Source organism: Halomonas eurihalina (assembly GCF_008274785.1).
Classification (GTDB): Bacteria; Pseudomonadota; Gammaproteobacteria; order Pseudomonadales; family Halomonadaceae; genus Halomonas; species Halomonas eurihalina.
The window spans coordinates 24,641-43,172 of sequence record NZ_VTPU01000005.1; the positions used below are offsets into that span (position 1 = coordinate 24,641).

Here is an 18,532-nt window from a genome sequence, read left to right on the forward strand (position 1 = left end):
GACGATATTGTGTCCAGAAGAGGGAAGAGGGAAGAGGGAAGAGGGAAGAGGGAAGAGGGAAGAGGGAAGAGGGAAGAGCCTAGCTCCAAAGGTTGGAGCATCATCAAGAGCTTTCTGCTCTCTTGAAGGTGCTAAGCGCCGTGCTTCCCTCTTCCAGCGGCACCAGCCGCGTTCTTCCGGCTTTCAGTACCGATAACTCTCAGGCTTGTAGGGCCCTTCGGCGGGTACGCCGGTGTACTCGGCCTGGGCCTCGGTCATGCGCGTGATCACGCCGCCGAAGCCTTCGACCATGTAACGCGCCACTTCCTCGTCCAGATGACGCGGCAGCACGCGTACACCCAGCGCCTCATGCTTATCGTCATCGGGCAGTTCGGCATAGCCAGCCTCGAAGAGATGGATCTGGGCCAGCACCTGGTTGGCGAAGGAACCATCCATCACGCGGGAAGGGTGTCCGGTGGCATTGCCCAGGTTCACCAGGCGACCTTCGGAAAGCAGGATCAGGTAATCGCGGCTTTCCGGATCGTACTCGCCGGGATCGCTGTCGCGGTACACCTTGTGCACCTGGGGTTTGACCTCTTCCCAGTGCCACTGGCGGCGCATGTAGGCCGTGTCGATCTCGCTGTCGAAGTGACCGATGTTGCAGACCACCGCCCCGGCCTTGAGCGAACGCAGCATCGACGCGTCACAGGCATCGACATTGCCGGTGGCGGTCACCACCAAGTCGATCTTCTGCAACAGGTCGCGATCGATGCTTTCCATTCCCCGGTTGATACCGTCCCGATAGGGCGAAACCACCTCGAAACCATCCATGCAGGCCTGCATGGCGCACAGCGGATCGATCTCGGCGACCTTGACGATCATGCACTCCTGTCGCAACGAGGCCGCCGATCCCTTGCCGACATCGCCATAGCCCATCACCAGGGCCTGCTTGCCAGCCAGCAGGTGATCCACGCCTCGCTTGATGGCATCGTTGAGCGAATGACGACAACCGTACTTGTTATCGTTCTTGGACTTGGTCACCGCGTCGTTGACGTTGATGGCCGGCACCCTGAGCGAGCCCTCCCGCCACATGTCGAGCAGACGATGCACCCCGGTGGTGGTTTCCTCGCTGATGCCATGAATGGCATCGAGCAGCTCGGGACGCTGGTCATGCAGCAGAGCGGTCAGGTCGCCCCCGTCGTCCAGTACCAGATTGGGCACCCAGTCGTCGGGCCCCTCCACCGTCTGCTCGATGCACCACCAGAATTCTTCCTCGCTCTCTCCCTTCCAGGCAAATACCGGAATGCCGGCGGCGGCGATGGCGGCGGCCGCATGATCCTGGGTCGAGAAGATATTGCATGATGACCAGCGCACCGAGGCACCGAGGTCGATCAGCGTCTCGATCAGCACGGCGGTCTGGATGGTCATGTGGATACAGCCGGCGATGCGCGCGCCGGCCAATGGCTGGCTATCGCGATAACGCGCACGAATCGCCATCAGGGCGGGCATCTCGGTCTCGGCGATGCGGATCTCGCGACGCCCCCAATCGGCCAGGGTAATGTCGGCGACCTTATAGTCCACATGCGTGGGGGCGGATACGGCAGGCTGGTTCATGCATCACCTCTTTCCCAGGGAAAAACGTGACCTTCACTATAGGCAGCGGGATGAAAAGCGGACAAGCCGATATCTCTTATAGCGATGCCTGGAATCCGGCGACCCCCTCCTCACCCAAACGCTCGGCCAGCTCGCGAACCTCGGGATTGGTGAAGAAGTCGCGCAGGGCTTCCGCCCGCGTTTCACCCACCTCGGGCAGCGCGCGCCATTGCTCCAGATCCCGAGTGGCCAGCGTCGTCCACTCGGTCTCCTCGTCGGCCAATGCGCCGGAAGGCGCGCCCAGGGCTTCCAGCCAGGCATCGAAGGGGCGCTGTCGAGCCGTCGCGAACGCCTCTACCAATTGTTGTCCTCGTATCTCGCCGATTCCCGACGCGGCCTGCAGCGCCTCGGCGGATAGCGACATCCAGTCCAGCAGGCCTTTCACCAGGCCGGCCTCGACCAGGGAGCGCCAGGTACCAGCACCCACACCGGCCAGATCCAGCGCTTCCGGGCCGCCCAGCCACGCCAGACGCTCGAGGAACTGATCCTCGCAGCCTGGCGAGGGGTGCCAGCAACTCAGGGCGTGATAGTCGGATGTTGGCGGAGGCTCCACCTCCGGACGCTCGGTGGCGCGCCATGCCACACTGTCCAGGCGCGGAATGGTCTGCCCGGCCAGGCTAATGGTCACGACATCGCCGGGGCGAATGTCCAGGGTCTGCCAGCGACCGAGCGATCCTACGGTCACGCGGCGGACGGTACGCCCCGCCAGACTCTCCGGCACCAGGTGCAGCAATGGCGTGATGCGCCCTGTACGACCGACCCGGAACTCCACGCCACGCACCCTGGCCAGTACCGAGCGTGGCGGATATTTCCAGGCCGCCGCCCAATCCGGCGGGGCCTCGGTCCGTGCATCCCCGCCGGGGCGCTGCCCCTGCTTGAGCACTATGCCATCGGTGGCGAAGGGCAGCGGTGCTCGATACCAGGTGTCGCGCTGGGTCAGCGCCGTCTCCAACGACTCGGCCGGCACCGTCCAGTCCATGGTGTCGGGGAAGCCCAGCTCGGCCAGTCGCTCCAGGCGCTCCGGCAGGGCCTCCGGCCCGTCGGGCCAATCCCAGACGAACAACCCGATCTGCCGTGCCTTGTCGTCACTGAGCGAAGCGCGAGCCATCCAGCCGGCCACGACACTGCGCGCACCGGCCGCCCCGCGCTCGGCCTGCACATGCTCATCGAGCTTCAAGTAGAGCTCGCCGCGCAGCACGATCCGCTGTTGGGTCGGCAGGCGATCCGGCACATCGGGAATGAAACGCGCCTTGGCCGTCCAGTTCTGCCCCGAGAGCCCATCTCCACGACTGATGGCTTGGCGCAGCCGTCCCTGCTCGTACACCAGGGTGACCGCCACTCCATCGACCTTGGGCTGCAACCAGACGTCATCTCGTCTTGCCAGCCAGGCACCCGTCTCGACGACATCCTCTAGCTTGACGAGACCCGACTGGGGAACAGGATGAGAAAGCTCTCCGGAGGGAGGGACGGGAGCCGGTGCCGGGTCGACGGAAATATCGGGAAAGCAGTCCTGCCAAGCATCGAAACGGGTCTGAGCTTGATCGTAGATATCGTCACTGACCGGCGAACTGCCATCACGCCGATAGGCTCGGTCCCAGGCGGCAAGCCGGTCGTGTAGTGCGGCGAGTTCCCGCTCCGCGTGGCTCTCCGACCAATCCGGACAGTTGGCGAGAAGCGTCGTCGGCCAAAATACCCACAATGCCAGAACGACGAGTCGAAGCATGGCATGCCCTCCTAGGCGCTGCGATCCTGCTCCGACCCTAGCAAGTGGTCACGACGGCCGCCACTGAAAATGTGGCGGCACGTTGTGCGAGATCAGCGATACCCGTTATGGACAACGACGCTCATCGTGTACCGCTTGCCAGATTACAGGCCAGCGGCAGTCCTTAGGTCATCCACCCGGTCGAGCTTCTCCCAGGGGAAGGCGGTGAAGGTCTCGACATGTTCCTCGCCCTGGGTGTCGGTCCAGGTATAACGATGCTCGAAGGGCTCGCGGCCGAAATGGCCATAGGCCGCCGTCAGCTGGTACATCGGATGCTGCAGGTCGAGCATGCGAGTGATGGCGTTGGGGCGCAGGTCGAAGTGCTCGCGCACCAGCTCGACGATGCGCTCATCGCTGATCCGTCCGGTGCCGAAGGTGTTGATCGACACTGAGGTCGGCTCGGCCACGCCGATGGCATAGGAGATCTGGATCTCGCAGCGCTCGGCCAGGCCGGCGGCGACCAGGTTCTTGGCCACATAACGACCGGCGTAGGCAGCGCTGCGGTCGACCTTGGAGGGATCCTTGCCGGAGAAGGCCCCGCCGCCATGGCGTGCCATGCCGCCGTAGGTATCGACGATGATCTTGCGGCCGGTCAGCCCGCAATCACCCACCGGGCCGCCGATGACGAACTTGCCGGTGGGGTTGATGTGATATTTGGTGGTCTCGGTCAGCCATTCGGCCGGAATCACCTGCTCGATGATCTCGCGACGCACCATCTCGCGCAGCTCATCCGGCTCGATGTCCGGATCGTGCTGGGTGGACAGCACCACGGCATCCACGGCGCAGGGCTTGCCGTGCTCGTCGTAGCGGAAGGTCACCTGGCTCTTGGCATCGGGGCGCAACCACGGCAGCAGGCCCTGGCGACGCAGCTCCGACTGGCGCTCCACCAGACGATGCGAATAGTGGATCGGCGCCGGCATGTAGGAGTCGGTCTCGTCGGTGGCGTAACCGAACATCAACCCCTGGTCGCCCGCGCCCTGGTCCTCGGGCTTGGCCCGGTCGACGCCCTGGGCAATATCCACGCTCTGCTTGCCGATCAGGTTGAGGACACCGCAGGTCTCGCCGTCGAAGCCCACGTCCGAGGAGGTATAGCCGATATCCAGGATCACCCGGCGCACCAGGTCTTCCAGATCGACCCAGGCGGAGGTGGTGATTTCACCGGCCACGATGGCCACGCCGGTCTTGACCATGGTCTCGCACGCCACCCGCGCGTTCTTGTCGCGAGCGATGATGGCATCGAGCACCGCATCGGAAATCTGGTCGGCGATCTTGTCCGGGTGCCCTTCGGACACGGATTCGGAGGTGAACAGGGAGTATTCGCTCATGGCGTCCTCGACCCTCTGCTAGTGAGATGACGGCGGCAGGGCAAGCCGCCGGGACAGACGGTGACGCAGGCCGCAGGCGGCGATGCTCGCCATGGCCCGGGCAGACCGATAGGCTGCGAATTCTACACGCTCACCGAGAACCTTCCTAGCGACTCCGGGCCAGTCATCTGAGCAGTGTCGCCCAGCATTTGAAGGCAGGTCGCATCTCGGCGACAATAAGCGACCGAATTCGGCCGCGCCGCCCGCGTCTTGCGGCGCATCCAGCCAGATACACGCCCGGCCCCTCCCCGGCCGGAAGGTGTTCGCAGACTACCGCCGCAGGCGAGGAGCAACCCCATGCCGACCCGTTTCGAACTGGCCAACGCCATTCGCGCCCTTTCCATGGATGCCGTCCAGAAGGCCAACTCCGGTCACCCCGGCGCCCCCATGGGCATGGCCGACATCGCCGAGGTCCTGTGGAACGATTTCCTCGTCCACAATCCCGCCGATCCGCACTGGCCCGACCGTGACCGCTTCGTGCTCTCCAACGGCCACGGCTCCATGCTTCTCTATTCCCTGCTGCATCTCTCCGGCTACGAGCTCGGCCTCGAGCAACTGCAGAACTTCCGCCAGCTGCACGCCAAGACCGCCGGCCATCCTGAGTACGGCTATGCACCGGGCATCGAGACCACCACCGGCCCGCTGGGCCAGGGCCTGGCCAACGCCGTCGGCATGGCCATCGCCGAGCGCACCCTGGCCGCCCAGTTCAACCGCCCCGGCCACACCATCGTCGACCATCACACCTACTGCTTCGTCGGCGACGGCTGCCTGATGGAAGGCATTTCCCATGAGGTCGCCTCCCTGGCCGGCACCCAGCAGCTCGGCAAGCTGATCGCCTTCTACGACGACAACGGCATCTCCATCGACGGCGAGGTCGAAGGCTGGTTCACCGACGACACCGCCAAGCGCTTCGAGGCCTACGGCTGGCACGTGGTGCCCAATGTCGACGGTCACCAGCCCGAGCAGGTCAAGGCGGCCATCGAACTGGCCCGCCAGCACAGCGACACGCCCAGCCTGATCATCTGCAAGACGGTGATCGGCTTCGGCGCGCCCAACAAGCAGGGCAAGGAGTCCTGCCACGGCGCGGCGCTGGGCGAGGACGAGGTCGCCGCCGCCCGCGAGCAGCTCGACTGGCCGCATGCGCCCTTCCATGTGCCGGAGGCGATCTACCAGGGCTGGGACGCCAGCGAGGCCGGCCGCACCCGCCAGGCCGACTGGCAGGCGCGGTTCGAGCGCTACGCCGCGGCCCATCCCGAGCTGGCCCGCGAGTTCCTGCGCCGCCAGAAGGGCGAGCTGCCCGCCGAACTGAGCAGCGAAGCGCTGATCGAGCAGGCCCAGGACAAGGCCGAGACCACCGCCTCGCGCAAGGCCTCGCTGGCCTGCCTCAACGAACTCGGCCCGCAGCTCCCCGAGCTGCTCGGCGGCAGCGCCGACCTGGCGCCCTCCAACCTGACGGTCTGGAACGGTGCCCGGGTGATCGGCCCCGAGGGCTCGCGTGAGGGCGCTCCCGACGGCAACTACCTGCACTATGGCGTGCGCGAGTTCGGCATGGCCGCCATCGCCAACGGCATCGCCCTGCACGGCGGCTTCGTGCCCTACACCGCGACCTTCCTGATCTTCATGGAGTACATGCGCAACGCCGTGCGCATGGCCGCGCTGATGGGGCTGCGCAGTATCTACGTGTTCACCCACGACTCCATCGGCCTCGGCGAGGATGGCCCCACCCACCAGCCGGTCGAGCAGCTGACCACCCTGCGCAGCACGCCCAACATGTCGACCTGGCGCCCCTGCGATGCCGTGGAGACCGCCGCGGCCTGGAACGCCGCCCTCAAGCGCCAGTCCGGCCCCACCGCCCTGGTGCTGTCGCGTCAGAACCTGCCGCATCAGGCCCGCGACAAGCAGCAGCTCGCCGATATCCAGCGGGGTGGGTACGTACTGAAAGAGAGTATCCTCAAGGGCAGCGTGGTGACGCCGGAGCTGATCCTGATCGCCACCGGCTCCGAGGTCGGCCTGGCCATGGACGCCGCCGCGGCGCTGGCCGACAAGGGCCGCCGGGTGCGCGTGGTCTCCATGCCCGCCACCGACGTCTTCGATGCCCAGGACGCCGAATACCGCCAGCGGGTGTTGCCCGCCGAAGTCGGCAACCGCCTCGTCATCGAGGCCGGCCACCCGGATCTCTGGTACAAGTACGTCGGCCTCGAGGGTCGGGTCATCGGCATGACCACCTTCGGCGAATCCGCCCCGGCCGGCGACCTGTTCAAGCACTTCGGCTTCACCGTCGACAACATCGTCGACGAGGCCGAGCAAATGCTCGACGACGCCGAGGACTGAGCACGCCTGGCCGCTCAGGAAAAATGAAAGGGCGCGACCAATTGGCCGCGCCCTTTTTCGTTCCGCCTTCTCATGTCGCGAGACGCTATCGGCATCTGGCGCCCGTCCGATGGCATACGTAGAATAGAGCGCGGCCATACATGGCCACTGTTCTCAGGGCGGGGTGAAAGTCCCCACCGGCGGTGATGGCGCCCTTCCATTCAGTGAAAGAGAAGGCGTGCACAAGCCCGCGAGCGCCCGGCATCGGTACTACGACGAGCCGGGGACAGCAGATTCGGTGAGATGCCGAAGCCGACGGTGATAGTCCGGATGGAAGAGAACGGCACCTTAGACGGGCCGGACGCGCGCTCGCGGTTCATACCGCCTGCCCCGGCTTGCCCGACGACGGGTCCCGCATGCCCTGATTCTGGTAACTTTATCGAGGAAGACCATGAATCAGTCGAATACCGATCACGCCCCCCGCATCGCCTTCATCCAGGCCAGCTGGCACAGCGACATCGTCGGCCAGGCCCGAGAGGCATTCACCACCACTCTCGCCGAGCAACACGGCATCGAGCGCGAGCGCGTCGAGGTCTTCAGCGTTGCAGGCGCCTACGAGATCCCCTTGCAAGCCAAACTGCTGGCCAGAAGCGGCCGCTACGCCGCCATCATCGGCGCCGGCTTCGTGGTCGATGGCGGTATCTATCGTCACGACTTCGTCGCCCAGGCGGTCATCGACGGCATGATGCGAGTGCAGTTGGACACCGAAATCCCCGTTCTCTCGGTAGTGCTGACCCCCCATCACTTCCACGAGCACGCCACCCACACGGCGTTCTACCACGAGCACTTCCTGACCAAGGGCCGCGAGGCCGCCGAGGCCTGCGCCATGACCCTGGAGAACCTGAGTCAGGCACGCAAGCTGATCGAGGCCTGACAAGGCACATCGTCAAAAACGCCGCCAGGAAACCCTGGCGGCGCTTGAGACTCTCATGCCGGAAGCGAATGCTCCGCCATGGCAATCGCTTGATTTACTGCTCGAGCACGAAGGGATCGGTGTACTGATCCACGTTCTCGGCCGTAACCAGCATGCAGTCGAAGAGCTGCTTCTCACCCTCAATGCCAGTCTCGCCGGTGCGGATGAACGTGTCCGCCATACGCACAGATTCTTCCGCAAAGATCGCCACCGGCTGAAGTACCGTATAGGCCATTTCGCCTGCTTTGACCGCTTCCACGGCATCTGGAGAACCGTCGAAGCCGCCGACCACCACATCCTCCAGCTTGCCGGCCTCCTTGAGTGCCGCGATAGCACCCAGCGCCATTTCATCGTTGCCGCTGATCACGCCATCGACATCGGGATTGGCCTGCAACATGCTCTGCATCTTGTTGTAGCCCTGAGTACGATCCCAGTTGGCGACGTCCGAACCGACACGCTCAAGGCTCGGATACTGGCTGAGCACGGTTTCATAGCCGTTGGAACGGGTCGCGGCATTGTTGTCGGAAGGGGCACCCTCAAGCTCGACATACTTCGCCTCGTCACCAACGCTCTGCACCCATTGCTGGGCACCCAGTGCCGCCCCCTGAGCATTGTTGGACACCAGCTGTGCCTTGGCCAGGCCCTGCTGGTTGATCTCGGCGTTGACGATGAACACCGGAATGCCGGCATCGACCGCCTTGCGCACCGCACCGATCGAACCATCCGCATTGGCGGGATCGAGAATGATCGCTTCGGCCTGATTGGTGATTGCCGTGTCGACCTGATTGCTTTCGGTATTGGTATCCCCCTTGTGGGAGCTGACGTTGGCTTCGTAACCGAGCTCCTCGGCGGTGGCCTCGGCGATCTTGCCCTCGGTGAACCAGTAGGGGTTCGACGTATCATTGACGATGATCGAGATGAGCCCCTTATCCTGGGCCGCAGCGGCACCCGCCACGAGCGGGACCGTCACGGCGAGGGCTGCAATCAGCAGGCGTTTTCCTTTCATGAGCATAATGGTCACCCTTGGGTCTTATGATTGTGATGCCGGGTTCACGGCAGTACTTTCCGCGGCGGGTTCCGCCCCGCGGGATTTGGCCTCTCGTTGCGGAGAGGAGACTTCGCCGCCGGAAGACGTCGAGCGCTGCTTCTTCCGACCGCTGTACTGAATGCTGTTGAGCAGCACGGCGAGAACAATGACGGCGCCGGTGAACACTGTCTGCCAGTAGGACGAGACGCCGATGATCACCAGGCCATCGGACAGAAAGCCGATCACGAAGGCCCCGAGCAGGGTGCCCCGCACATTGCCGCGCCCACCGGTCAGCGCCGCGCCGCCGATGACCACCCCGGCGATGGCGGTCAGCTCATAGGTGGTCCCCGCCGTCGGCCCGGCGGAAGTCAACTGCGACGACAGCACCAGGCCGGCGATGGCAGCGCAGATGCCCGACAGCACATAGACGGATACCTGCACGCGCTTGACCGGAACCCCCGACAGTTCTGCCGCCCGGGCATTGCCGCCGGTCGAGTAGACCCAACGCCCGAACGGTGTCCGGGTCAGGGCCAGCAGGGCAACGATCGCCACGGCCGCCAGAACCAGTACGCCGACAGGAATGCCGAACAAGCGGTTGAAGCCCAGCCAGTCGAAGCCGGTATTACCGAGCTCCGGACTGCCACCGAGGTTGTTGTAGGTGAGGCCATCGGTCATCAACAGGGCAACGCCGCGGGCCACATAGAGCATGCCCAGGGTCGCGACGAAGGCCGGCACCTTGAAGTAGGCGATGAGCACGCCATTGATCGCCCCGACCAAGGCCCCCATGGCACAGGTCAGGACGACCACCGCCCACACTGGCGGATAGACCACCACGCCGAAGATCTCGAACGACACTCCCTGCATCAGAAAGCCGGCAAAGACGCCCGCGAAACCCAGCGTCGAGCCTACGGAGAGATCGATGCCACCCGTCAGAATAACCAGCAGCATGCCGATGGACAGCAGTCCGAAGATCGCCACGTGGGACGACATGGTCAGGAAATTGTCCACCGAGAAGTAGACCGGCGACAGGATCGAGAAGATGATGATGATCGCGATCAGGGCGAAGAAGGCGCGGCCCTCGAGCAGCAGGCGCCCCAGGTCGAATCCGCCATTGCGGGAACCGGCGGCTTGGCTGGTATCGGTCATTGTTGTGCACTCCGCTATTCGTATGATTCAGGCAGCCACGGCTTCGCCCGAGGCAGCCATGATCTCTTCTTTGCTGACGCCGGCACCGAACTCCGCCACGATCCTTCCGCGGCTCATCACCACGACCCGATGCGCGATGCTCAAGCACTCGCCGACCTCGGAAGTCGAAAAGACAACGGCGAGCCCCTGCCGGGCACCTTCACTGAGCAGCCCGAAAACCTCGGCCTTGGCGCCGATATCGATGCCTCTGCTGGGTTCGTCGAGCAGCACGACCCTGGGATGCGTGGCCAGCATCTTGCCGATGACGACCTTCTGCTGATTCCCGCCCGACAGCGATCCGATGCCGGCCTCACCGCCATCGGTCTTGATATGCACATTGCGGATGGACGACGTCACGACATCCTGCTCCCGCCGTCGCGAGGTGAAGAGACCGCGCGTAAAGGCACCGATGCTGGCCAGCGACAGGTTCTCGCCCACCGACATCGTCTGTACCAGACCGTCGCGCTGCCGATCCTCGGGCACCAGCACCAGGCCATGCTCGATACGCTCGGCGATGCTCAGGTGCGAGACATCATGGCCTTCGAGCACGACCTCGCCTTGCGCCGATGAGATGCGACCGGCGACGCTCTCGAGCAGTTCGGTTCGCCCCGCCCCCATCAAGCCGTAAATGCAGACGATCTCGCCCGCGCGCACATCGAGGGACAGGCGATCGACCGCCGAGCGTCCCGGTACCGTGGCATCCGGCACCGACACCTCACGCAGCGAAAGGGCGATCTCACCCATCTCGTAACCCGTGGGAGGCGAGCCAAGGTCGAAGCCCTCGCCGACCATGTTGCGCACGATCCACTCCAGATCGATGTCCCGACGCGGGGCATAGGCCGTCATGACGCCATCACGCAGTACCACCGCATGATCGGTGATCGTGAGCGCTTCCTCGAGATGATGGGAGATGTAGACGATGGAGACGCCACGCTGCTTGAGGTCGCGGATGACCCGGAACAGCACCTCAACCTCCGTGGCGGAGAGCGCCGAGGTCGGCTCGTCCATGATCAGGATGCGTGAATTCGCCGACAGCGCCCGGGCGATCTCGACGATCTGCTGCTGTCCCAGCCGCAGTTCCTCCACCGGTGTCAGCGGATCGATGGGCTCGTCGAGCTCCTCCATCAGCAAGCGAGTCTGACGCTCCTCCTCGGCATAGTCGACACCGGTCGCTCCGCCCAACTCGCGTCCCATGAAGATGTTGTCGCGCACGCTCAGGTTCGGCGCCAGGCTCAACTCCTGGTGAATGATCGAGATACCCAGCCGCTGTGCCTCGCTGGTCGACGCAAAACTCACCGCCCGCCCCTCGAGCAGAATCTCGCCGGAGGTGGGGCGGATCACGCCCGACAGGATCTTCATCAGCGTCGACTTGCCGGCGCCGTTCTCGCCGAACAGCGTCGTGACCTGTCCGCGATGCACATCGAAGTTCACCGCTTTCAGGGCGTGGACGTTGCCGAAGGACTTGGCGACATGACGCGCCGAGAGAATGGCCTCGCCGGAAGCCTCCTCCGGGGACAGCTTATCGTTGTGACTCATGGCAGATTCGTCCGTCATGGATGGGCTCGCTCACTGCACGCTCAGGCTGACGGGCGTCACGAGCCAGTTGTTCGGATTGATCAACTTGAAGACGCCGGTGACGGCGACGCTCTCGCCGCTCAGGTCGTCGGTATCGATCCCCGACAGCACCTGTTCCTTCATCTCGTCGTTGATCGCCGCGCCGGCGTTCTGGTATTCGATCTGGTTGGTGAACTGACCGAACTCGATGTCGCCGGTGGCGTCCCGCAGGTCGGTGCCGTTGATGGCCGGGCCAGTCTGCACGCGAATCGTCAGACCCTCTGGAACGCCCTCGACATCGACCGCATAGATGCCGGCCTTGCCCTCACCGACCACACCGGAGAAGGTCACGGGGACCACCGGGCCGATGCCAGCCGCTACGCCATAGCGCTCCCCGGCCGCGGCCTTGTCCTCGGCGACGGCGGCCGCCAGTTCACTGGCCTCCACGGCACGCTTCTCGACGCTGTCGCGCACGATGGGAAACTGTTCCGCGCCATAGCGCTCGGCGGAAAATCCTTTCTCCTGCTGCGCACCGATCGGCACCACGGTGGTATCCAGGGCCATGGCCGCCAGCACGACGACCGCGACGGCAAGGATCGCGACACGGCCGCGTCCTTTGCCAGCACGGGGCAGCGGCCCGGCATCGACTCGTGAACTCATGATGAAACGACCTCTTGTTGTTTACTCGTGCCCCAGCCCCGCAAGGGGCCGGCAGAGCACTTCATTCACCAGGGATCAGCACGACCTTGAGCGCCTGCTTGTCGTGCTTCATCAGCTCGATGCCGTCGTGGAAGCGCTTCAGTGGCAGTGTGTGGGTCACCACATCCTGGGTCGGGCAATCGCCGTTCTCGATGCCTTCGATGACCAACGGATAGCAGTAGGGCCCCAGGTGAGCCCCCAGTACATCGAGCTCCTTGCGATCGCTGATGATGCTCCAGTCCACTGTCACCGGCTCCTTGAAGACGCTGAATTCCACGAACCGGCCGAGCTTGCGCAGCATCGACAGGCCTTGCTCCACCGACTTGGACGCGCCCGTGGCCTCGATGTAGATGTCGCAGCCGTATCCGCCGGTCATCTCCTTGACGATCGACACCACATCGTCCTCGAGCGGGTTGAGCGCTACATCGGCCCCGAACCGTTTCGCCAGTTCCAGCCGCTCGGGATTCAGGTCCAGCACCACCAGCTTGGCGGGCCCGGACTTCTTGATCGGGCCGATCATGCCAAGTCCCAGGGTTCCGGAGCCAGCCAGCACGACCACATCACCCAGTTCGATCTGGGCACGCTTGACGGCGTGCATGGAGCAGGCATACGGCTCGACCAGCACAGCCTGCTCCATGGGCAGGGAGTCCGGCAGCTTGTGATTGACGGCTTCGGCCGGGAATTTCATGTACTCGGCCATGCCGCCATTGACGTTGTGCTGGAAGCCATAGACATCATGCCGTTCGCACATCCAGTACTGGCCGCGGTTGCAAAAACGACAGTCCCAGCAAGGCACGATCTGCTCGGAGATGATGCGATCGCCGATCTCGAATCCCTGGACACCAGGCCCCATCTTGATCACATGACCGATGAATTCATGGCCGGGAATCATGGGCGCCTTGATATAGGCCGGCTGATCCGCGTCACCCCAGAAGCTGGGCGCGCCTTCAAAAGCCTTGAGGTCGCTGGCGCAGATCCCGCAGGCTTCCACCTTGATCAGGATTTCCTTCTCGCCGATTTCCGGCACTGCCACCTGCTCCAGGCGATAGTCTCCCGGGGCATAGGCCACGATGGCATCCATGGTGTCGGGGATGGTGACGTCCGCGGTCGCGGATTGGGTGAGGGTCTCGTTCATTGGGGCCTCCACTGAGCTAGCGCTGGCTTATCATTTGATCTTGTATTGCTCAAATGAATTAACGCTTTTCAGTATAGCCGGGTCAATGAACTCGTTGGATTTTTTGCCTAATACTTTAGGAGCAACAAATAACTTGCTGTTTTTTTATATAATTTATGAAGAGTGTCCGAAAACAATAGAATCGAACCTGGAGGTTTGACAGCAGACAAGGCTGCTCACTAGAAACGAGGAGTGAACATATGATCAAACGATATCAACCCGTCTCGGCGGCAGGCGTCGCCTCATCGAGGCGCAGAATGGTATGCGCGTTGGTGACACTGGTGGCCAGGGTATCGATCACGCCGGTCCGCAGCGCCCCCAGGATGCCGGCGGCCTTGGTGTTCTCGCTGGCAATGGCAACGACATCGGGAATTCGCGCCAGGTCCCCGATGGTCAGGCCGATCACCCGCCCCTGCATCGGCGTCCGCGCAGGCTGGCCGTGCAGGTCGATGAAGTCATAGCCCATCATGTCACCCACCGTGCCCGACAGCCGGGCCTCGGCGATTTCCTGGGGCGAGAACCACCCCATGCGCACCATGTTGCTGTCCTCGCTGAGATCCCCCACCCCGATCAGAGCGGTGTCGGCCCGCCGCGCACGATCCAGCGTCTGTCGTACGGTGGAATTCTCGTACATGGCATCGCGCAACTCGGGGTTCTGCACCAGGGCCGGAGCATAGAGCGTCTCGCTGTCGCCACCGAACTTCATCGCCAGACGTCGACAGATATGATCGGGGTTCATGTACTCGCCGGCACGCAGCGAGCCGCCAATGGCACACACGAACGAGCACTTGCGCTCGCCCTGCTCGAAAACGTTGTCCGCCACGGCGCCGACATTGCGCCCCATTCCCACGGCGACGATAGAACCATCGTGCAGGGTGCGCGACAGATGATCGGCAACCAGGCTGGCCACACCAGAGCGCTGCACGTCTTGATCCGCATGATCAAGCGCCACCAGGGCACGCTTGATGCCAAAGCGACGTATCAACTCCTGCTCGATCTCGGCACTCACCGAAGGGTGCTGACGCACCCGTACATCGACGATGCCTTCCGCATGCGCCCGTTTGAGCAGGCGCCCCGCCTTGACCCGCGAGATGCCCAGGCGATTGGCGATGACTTCCTGCGTCTCGCCCTCCACGTAATAGAGGGTGGCGATCTCGGTCATCAAGGCGATATCGGCGTTCTCGACGCGCTCGTTCATGGCGGTGGCCTCATGCGATCCGTGACTGGAGACCGGCACAAGATACCACAGCGATCAGCCGAACCCTCAGTGATCAAGCGCTCGGCGAGCCGCGCGAAAACTCCCGCTCGTAATCGGCGATACGCGCCACCTTCTCGCTGGAGGCTCCACCACCGAAATCGGCACCGAGAAAGGCGGTAACGATGCTCTTGGCCAACTCCACTCCGACGACGCGCGCCCCCAGGGCCACTATCTGGGCATCATTGCTCGAGCGCGCCTTGATCGCCGAGTAGGTGTCATGCGCCTGGGCCGCACGAATGCCCGGCACCTTGTTGGCCGAGATCGCGACCCCGATGCCGGTACCGCACACCAGCACCCCGCGCTCGACCTCCCCCGCCGCGACGGCCCGCGCCACGCGCACCGCAATATCGGGATAGAGCACCGGCTCGGCATTGTAGGTACCGAAATCCACCGCCTCGAAGCCCAGGGATCGCACATGCTCGATCAATGCTTCCTTGAGTTCGAAGGCCGCCTCATCTCCTCCCAGGGCGATGCGAACTGCCGCTCGCGCGGCCATGGTTGAATCAGACATGGATAGCACTCCTGGTTACCGGCCATCGACCCAGCGCCAACGGCCTCCGCGTTCAAAGTATCACCAGACGATCATTTGTAAACCCAAAATTTCACATGAACACGCCCCCGGCGAACAAAGGATGTGCTTTCAAGGCTCCCGCAAAAATCGAGAATCACACTAAAAATCAAACAAATATAGAGAATTCTGGGTAACAGGAAGGAAAGGAAGCGACCAAAGTCTCACCCCCTCTCGCCAGGACAGCCTTGACATGTCTCGACGACAAGCCTAAACATTTGATCACATATCGAACATTTATGGCATTGACCAGCTGTCACTCGGCTTCCGGCCAGGCCAATACGACGACAACAACCCACAACTTGAGGAACACGCCATGCAGCGCATCATCAATGACCCCGATAACGTGGTGGATGACGCGGTCCGCGGCTATCTGCGAGCGTCCCCCTCGCTCTACGCCGCCACCGACCATCCCCGGGTGCTCAAGTACGCCGGCGAGACACCCGACAAGGTCGGCGTGGTCACCGGCGGCGGTTCCGGGCACGAGCCCGCCTTCCTGGGCTATGTTGGCGAAGGGCTGTGCGATGCCGTGGCGATCGGCGAGATCTTCTCGTCACCCACCGCGGATGCCTTCCTTGATGCCTTCCGGGCCGCTGACCGGGGTCGTGGCGTGGCCTGCCTGTACGGCAACTACGCCGGCGACAACATGAACGTGAAAATGGCGCGCCAGATGGCGGAGATGGAAGGCATCGACGTCAAGACAGTGATCGCCCGGGACGATGTCGCCTCCGCCCCGGCCGACCAGCGTGACCAGCGACGAGGCGTCGCCGGCGAGATCATGATGTGGAAAGTGGGCGGTGCCGCCGCGGCACGCGGCGATGACCTGGCCGAGGTGATCCGTCTGGCCCAGAAGGCCGTCGACGCCTGCTCGAGCATCGGCATCGGCTTGAGCAGCTGCACCATACCCGCCAATGGCAAGCCCAACTTCTCGATCGAGCCCGGCCACATGGAGCTCGGCATCGGCCACCATGGCGAACCAGGGATCGAGGTGGCTCCCCTGACCGATGCCACCTCGATGGCCAAATCGATGTGCGATCCGGTTCTCGCCGACCAGGATTTCACCGGCGGCGAGGTAGCGGTACTGGTCTCGGGGCTCGGCGCCACGCCGAACATGGAACTCAACCTGCTGTACGCCCACATCGCCGACCGCTTCGAGGCCGAGAGCATCACCGTGCACCGCGCCGATATCGGCAACTACTTCACGTCACTGGAGATGATGGGGGCGACCCTGACGGTGATGAAGCTCGACGATGAGCTCAAGCCTCTCATCGACGCGCCGGCCCGCTCGCTGGCCATCACCCGCTGACTGCCTTCACATTCGGGAGCCCTCATGCAATATCTGAACACCACTCACGGTACCGACATTCTCGAGGCGCTGGTCGATGTCATCGTCGAAAACCGCAACTACCTGAGCGAAGTCGACGGCGCCATCGGCGACGGCGACCACGGCATCAACATGGCCAAGGGGTTTCGCTTGTGCGGCGAGTCGATCCAGGGCCAGTCACTGGGCCTCTCCAAGGCGCTGGGCACTCTCGCCACAACCTTGATGGGCTCCATCGGCGGCTCCATGGGCCCACTCTACGGCAGCCTGTTTCTCGGCATGAGCAACGCCATCAAGGAATGCGAGACCCTCGATGCCAGGGCCTTCGGTGACATGCTGACCGGCGGCCTGAACGCCCTTCAGGGCATCAGCGACGCGCAGGTCGGCGACAAGTGCCTGCTCGACACCCTAGTGCCGGCAGTCGACGACTATCGTCGCGCGGCGGACAACGGAGAGGATTTCCCCGCCGCTCTGGACGCCCTTCGCCAGGGTGCCGAACGCGGCTGCGAGTCCACCCGAGAGCTGGAAGCCCGTATCGGTCGCGCCGCCAGGCTGGGCGAACGCTCCAGGGGCCACCTCGACGCCGGCGCCGTCTCCTGCCGGCTGCTGCTGGTGACGCTCGCCGACAGCACCGAGCGTCACCTGGAGAAAGCCGCCGCCTGACGCGACGCTAGCGGCCTGCCAGATTCTTCGCCCGGATGGTGCTCGGCACTGTCCGGGCGCCCCTCGCCCATTGTTCCAGTGGAGACACTCATGGTTTCACGACTCGACGACCTCAAGCAGCACTCCCTGGTGGTCGCCGACACCGGCGACCTGGACGCCATCCGGCGCTACCAGCCCCAGGACGCCACCACCAACCCGTCCTTGATCCTCAAGGCCTTCGACATGCCCGGCTATCAGCCGCTGATCGAACGGGAGCTGGCCACGCTCCCCGCCCAGGGTGACAAACAGGAGCGCGCCGCCCGGGCCGTCGATCACCTGGCCGTGGCCATGGGCAGCGAGATCGCCGGCGTGGTCCCCGGGCGCGTCTCCACCGAAGTGGCCGCCCGACTGTCCTTCGATACCCAGGCCAGCATCCGCAAGGCCCATGAGCTGATCGAGCTCTACGCACAGCGCGGCATCGGCCGCGACCGGGTATTGATCAAGCTGGCCTCGACCTGGGAGGGCATCCGTGCCGCCGAGGTACTGGAGAAGGAAGGCATCAACTGCAACCTGACGCTGCTGTTCAGCGATGCCCAGGCCCAGGCCTGCTTCGATGCCGGCGTCTTTCTGGTCTCGCCCTTCGTCGGTCGGGTCACCGACTGGTACAAGAAAGAAACCGGCCGGGATTTCCCCCCCGAAAACGATCCCGGCGTACAGTTCGTGCGCGGTGTCTGTGAACGCGTCAGCCAGGGCGGCTATGACACCGTGGTCATGGGGGCCAGTTTCCGCACCGCCGACCAGGTCCTGGCACTCGCTGGCTGCCCGCGGCTGACCATCTCGCCGGCGTTGCTCGAAGAGCTGGCCACCACACCGGGGACCGTCAAACCCAAGGTGCTCATGACACGTAACGGCGGCCCGCGACCGACATCGCTCAGCGAGTCCGGCTTCCGCTGGGAGCACAATCAGGATGCCATGGCCAACGACAAGCTGGCCGAAGGCATCCGTCGTTTCGACGACGACCAGTCACGCCTCGAGCAACGCATCGCCGACCGCCTTTGATCCA

General features: G+C 63.9%; 15 protein-coding genes and 1 riboswitch. Of the genes, 5 read left to right on the forward strand and 10 right to left on the reverse strand.

Translation table 11 applies throughout. From position 1 onward, the window contains the following. Positions 1-183 precede the first annotated feature (183 nt). The 3 genes from ahcY to metK all read right to left on the reverse strand — a co-directional run bounded on the left by ahcY (position 184) and on the right by metK (position 4,719). Entirely contained in the window at positions 184-1,593 is a 1,410-nt protein-coding gene (gene ahcY, locus FZZ93_RS06435; protein WP_149321509.1) for an adenosylhomocysteinase, read from the reverse strand. Positions 1,594-1,669: 76 nt separating this feature from the next. Beyond that, positions 1,670-3,355 carry an NAD-dependent DNA ligase LigB gene (gene ligB, locus FZZ93_RS06440; RefSeq protein ID WP_149321510.1) on the reverse strand — a complete coding sequence of 562 codons (1,686 nt, stop codon included), beginning with the start codon at positions 3,353-3,355 and terminating at the stop codon, positions 1,670-1,672. Positions 3,356-3,498: 143 nt separating this feature from the next. Further along, complete coding sequence (metK, locus tag FZZ93_RS06445; RefSeq protein WP_149321511.1) at positions 3,499-4,719, reverse strand: methionine adenosyltransferase; 1,221 nt, start codon at positions 4,717-4,719, stop codon at positions 3,499-3,501. Positions 4,720-5,055: 336 nt separating this feature from the next. Between metK and tkt the strand changes: the two genes are divergently transcribed. After that, positions 5,056-7,089, forward strand: coding sequence for a transketolase (tkt, locus tag FZZ93_RS06450; protein WP_149321512.1), 2,034 nt, complete (start codon positions 5,056-5,058; stop codon positions 7,087-7,089). A 145-nt stretch (positions 7,090-7,234) separates the two neighbouring features. Continuing rightward, positions 7,235-7,414, forward strand: a riboswitch (FMN riboswitch). Between the two features lie 105 nt (positions 7,415-7,519). Then, positions 7,520-8,002: a 6,7-dimethyl-8-ribityllumazine synthase gene (locus FZZ93_RS06455; RefSeq protein WP_149321513.1), complete on the forward strand. Its 483-nt coding sequence runs from the start codon at positions 7,520-7,522 to the stop codon at positions 8,000-8,002. 94 nt (positions 8,003-8,096) lie between these two features. Here the strand turns inward: FZZ93_RS06455 and FZZ93_RS06460 are convergent, their stop codons facing one another. The 7 genes from FZZ93_RS06460 to rpiB form a co-directional block, all read right to left on the reverse strand. Further along, the gene (locus FZZ93_RS06460; RefSeq protein WP_246146130.1) at positions 8,097-9,047 is read right to left on the reverse strand and encodes a D-ribose ABC transporter substrate-binding protein; all 951 of its coding nucleotides are present in this window, start codon (positions 9,045-9,047) and stop codon (positions 8,097-8,099) included. A gap of 24 nt (positions 9,048-9,071) precedes the next feature. Next, the gene (locus tag FZZ93_RS06465; RefSeq protein ID WP_149321515.1) at positions 9,072-10,214 is read right to left on the reverse strand and encodes an ABC transporter permease; all 1,143 of its coding nucleotides are present in this window, start codon (positions 10,212-10,214) and stop codon (positions 9,072-9,074) included. Between the two features lie 27 nt (positions 10,215-10,241). After that, positions 10,242-11,789: a sugar ABC transporter ATP-binding protein gene (locus FZZ93_RS06470; RefSeq protein ID WP_149321516.1), complete on the reverse strand. Its 1,548-nt coding sequence runs from the start codon at positions 11,787-11,789 to the stop codon at positions 10,242-10,244. Between the two features lie 30 nt (positions 11,790-11,819). Then, positions 11,820-12,467, reverse strand: coding sequence for a DUF2291 domain-containing protein (locus FZZ93_RS06475; RefSeq protein ID WP_149321517.1), 648 nt, complete (start codon positions 12,465-12,467; stop codon positions 11,820-11,822). A 61-nt stretch (positions 12,468-12,528) separates the two neighbouring features. Then, complete coding sequence (locus FZZ93_RS06480) at positions 12,529-13,641, reverse strand: MDR/zinc-dependent alcohol dehydrogenase-like family protein (protein WP_149321518.1); 1,113 nt, start codon at positions 13,639-13,641, stop codon at positions 12,529-12,531. A 253-nt stretch (positions 13,642-13,894) separates the two neighbouring features. Next, positions 13,895-14,878, reverse strand: coding sequence for a sugar-binding transcriptional regulator (locus FZZ93_RS06485; protein WP_149321519.1), 984 nt, complete (start codon positions 14,876-14,878; stop codon positions 13,895-13,897). Positions 14,879-14,951: 73 nt separating this feature from the next. Then, on the reverse strand, positions 14,952-15,449 hold the full coding sequence (rpiB, locus tag FZZ93_RS06490) for a ribose 5-phosphate isomerase B (RefSeq protein ID WP_013330946.1): 498 nt from the start codon (positions 15,447-15,449) through the stop codon (positions 14,952-14,954). Positions 15,450-15,822: 373 nt separating this feature from the next. Between rpiB and FZZ93_RS06495 the strand changes: the two genes are divergently transcribed. The 3 genes from FZZ93_RS06495 (at position 15,823) to tal (ending at position 18,528) form a co-directional block, all read left to right on the forward strand. Further along, positions 15,823-16,812: a dihydroxyacetone kinase subunit DhaK gene (locus FZZ93_RS06495; RefSeq protein WP_149321520.1), complete on the forward strand. Its 990-nt coding sequence runs from the start codon at positions 15,823-15,825 to the stop codon at positions 16,810-16,812. Between the two features lie 24 nt (positions 16,813-16,836). Then, complete coding sequence (gene dhaL, locus FZZ93_RS06500; protein ID WP_149321521.1) at positions 16,837-17,490, forward strand: dihydroxyacetone kinase subunit DhaL; 654 nt, start codon at positions 16,837-16,839, stop codon at positions 17,488-17,490. A gap of 90 nt (positions 17,491-17,580) precedes the next feature. Further along, on the forward strand, positions 17,581-18,528 hold the full coding sequence (gene tal, locus FZZ93_RS06505) for a transaldolase (protein ID WP_149321522.1): 948 nt from the start codon (positions 17,581-17,583) through the stop codon (positions 18,526-18,528). The last annotated feature ends 4 nt before the right edge of the window (positions 18,529-18,532 follow it).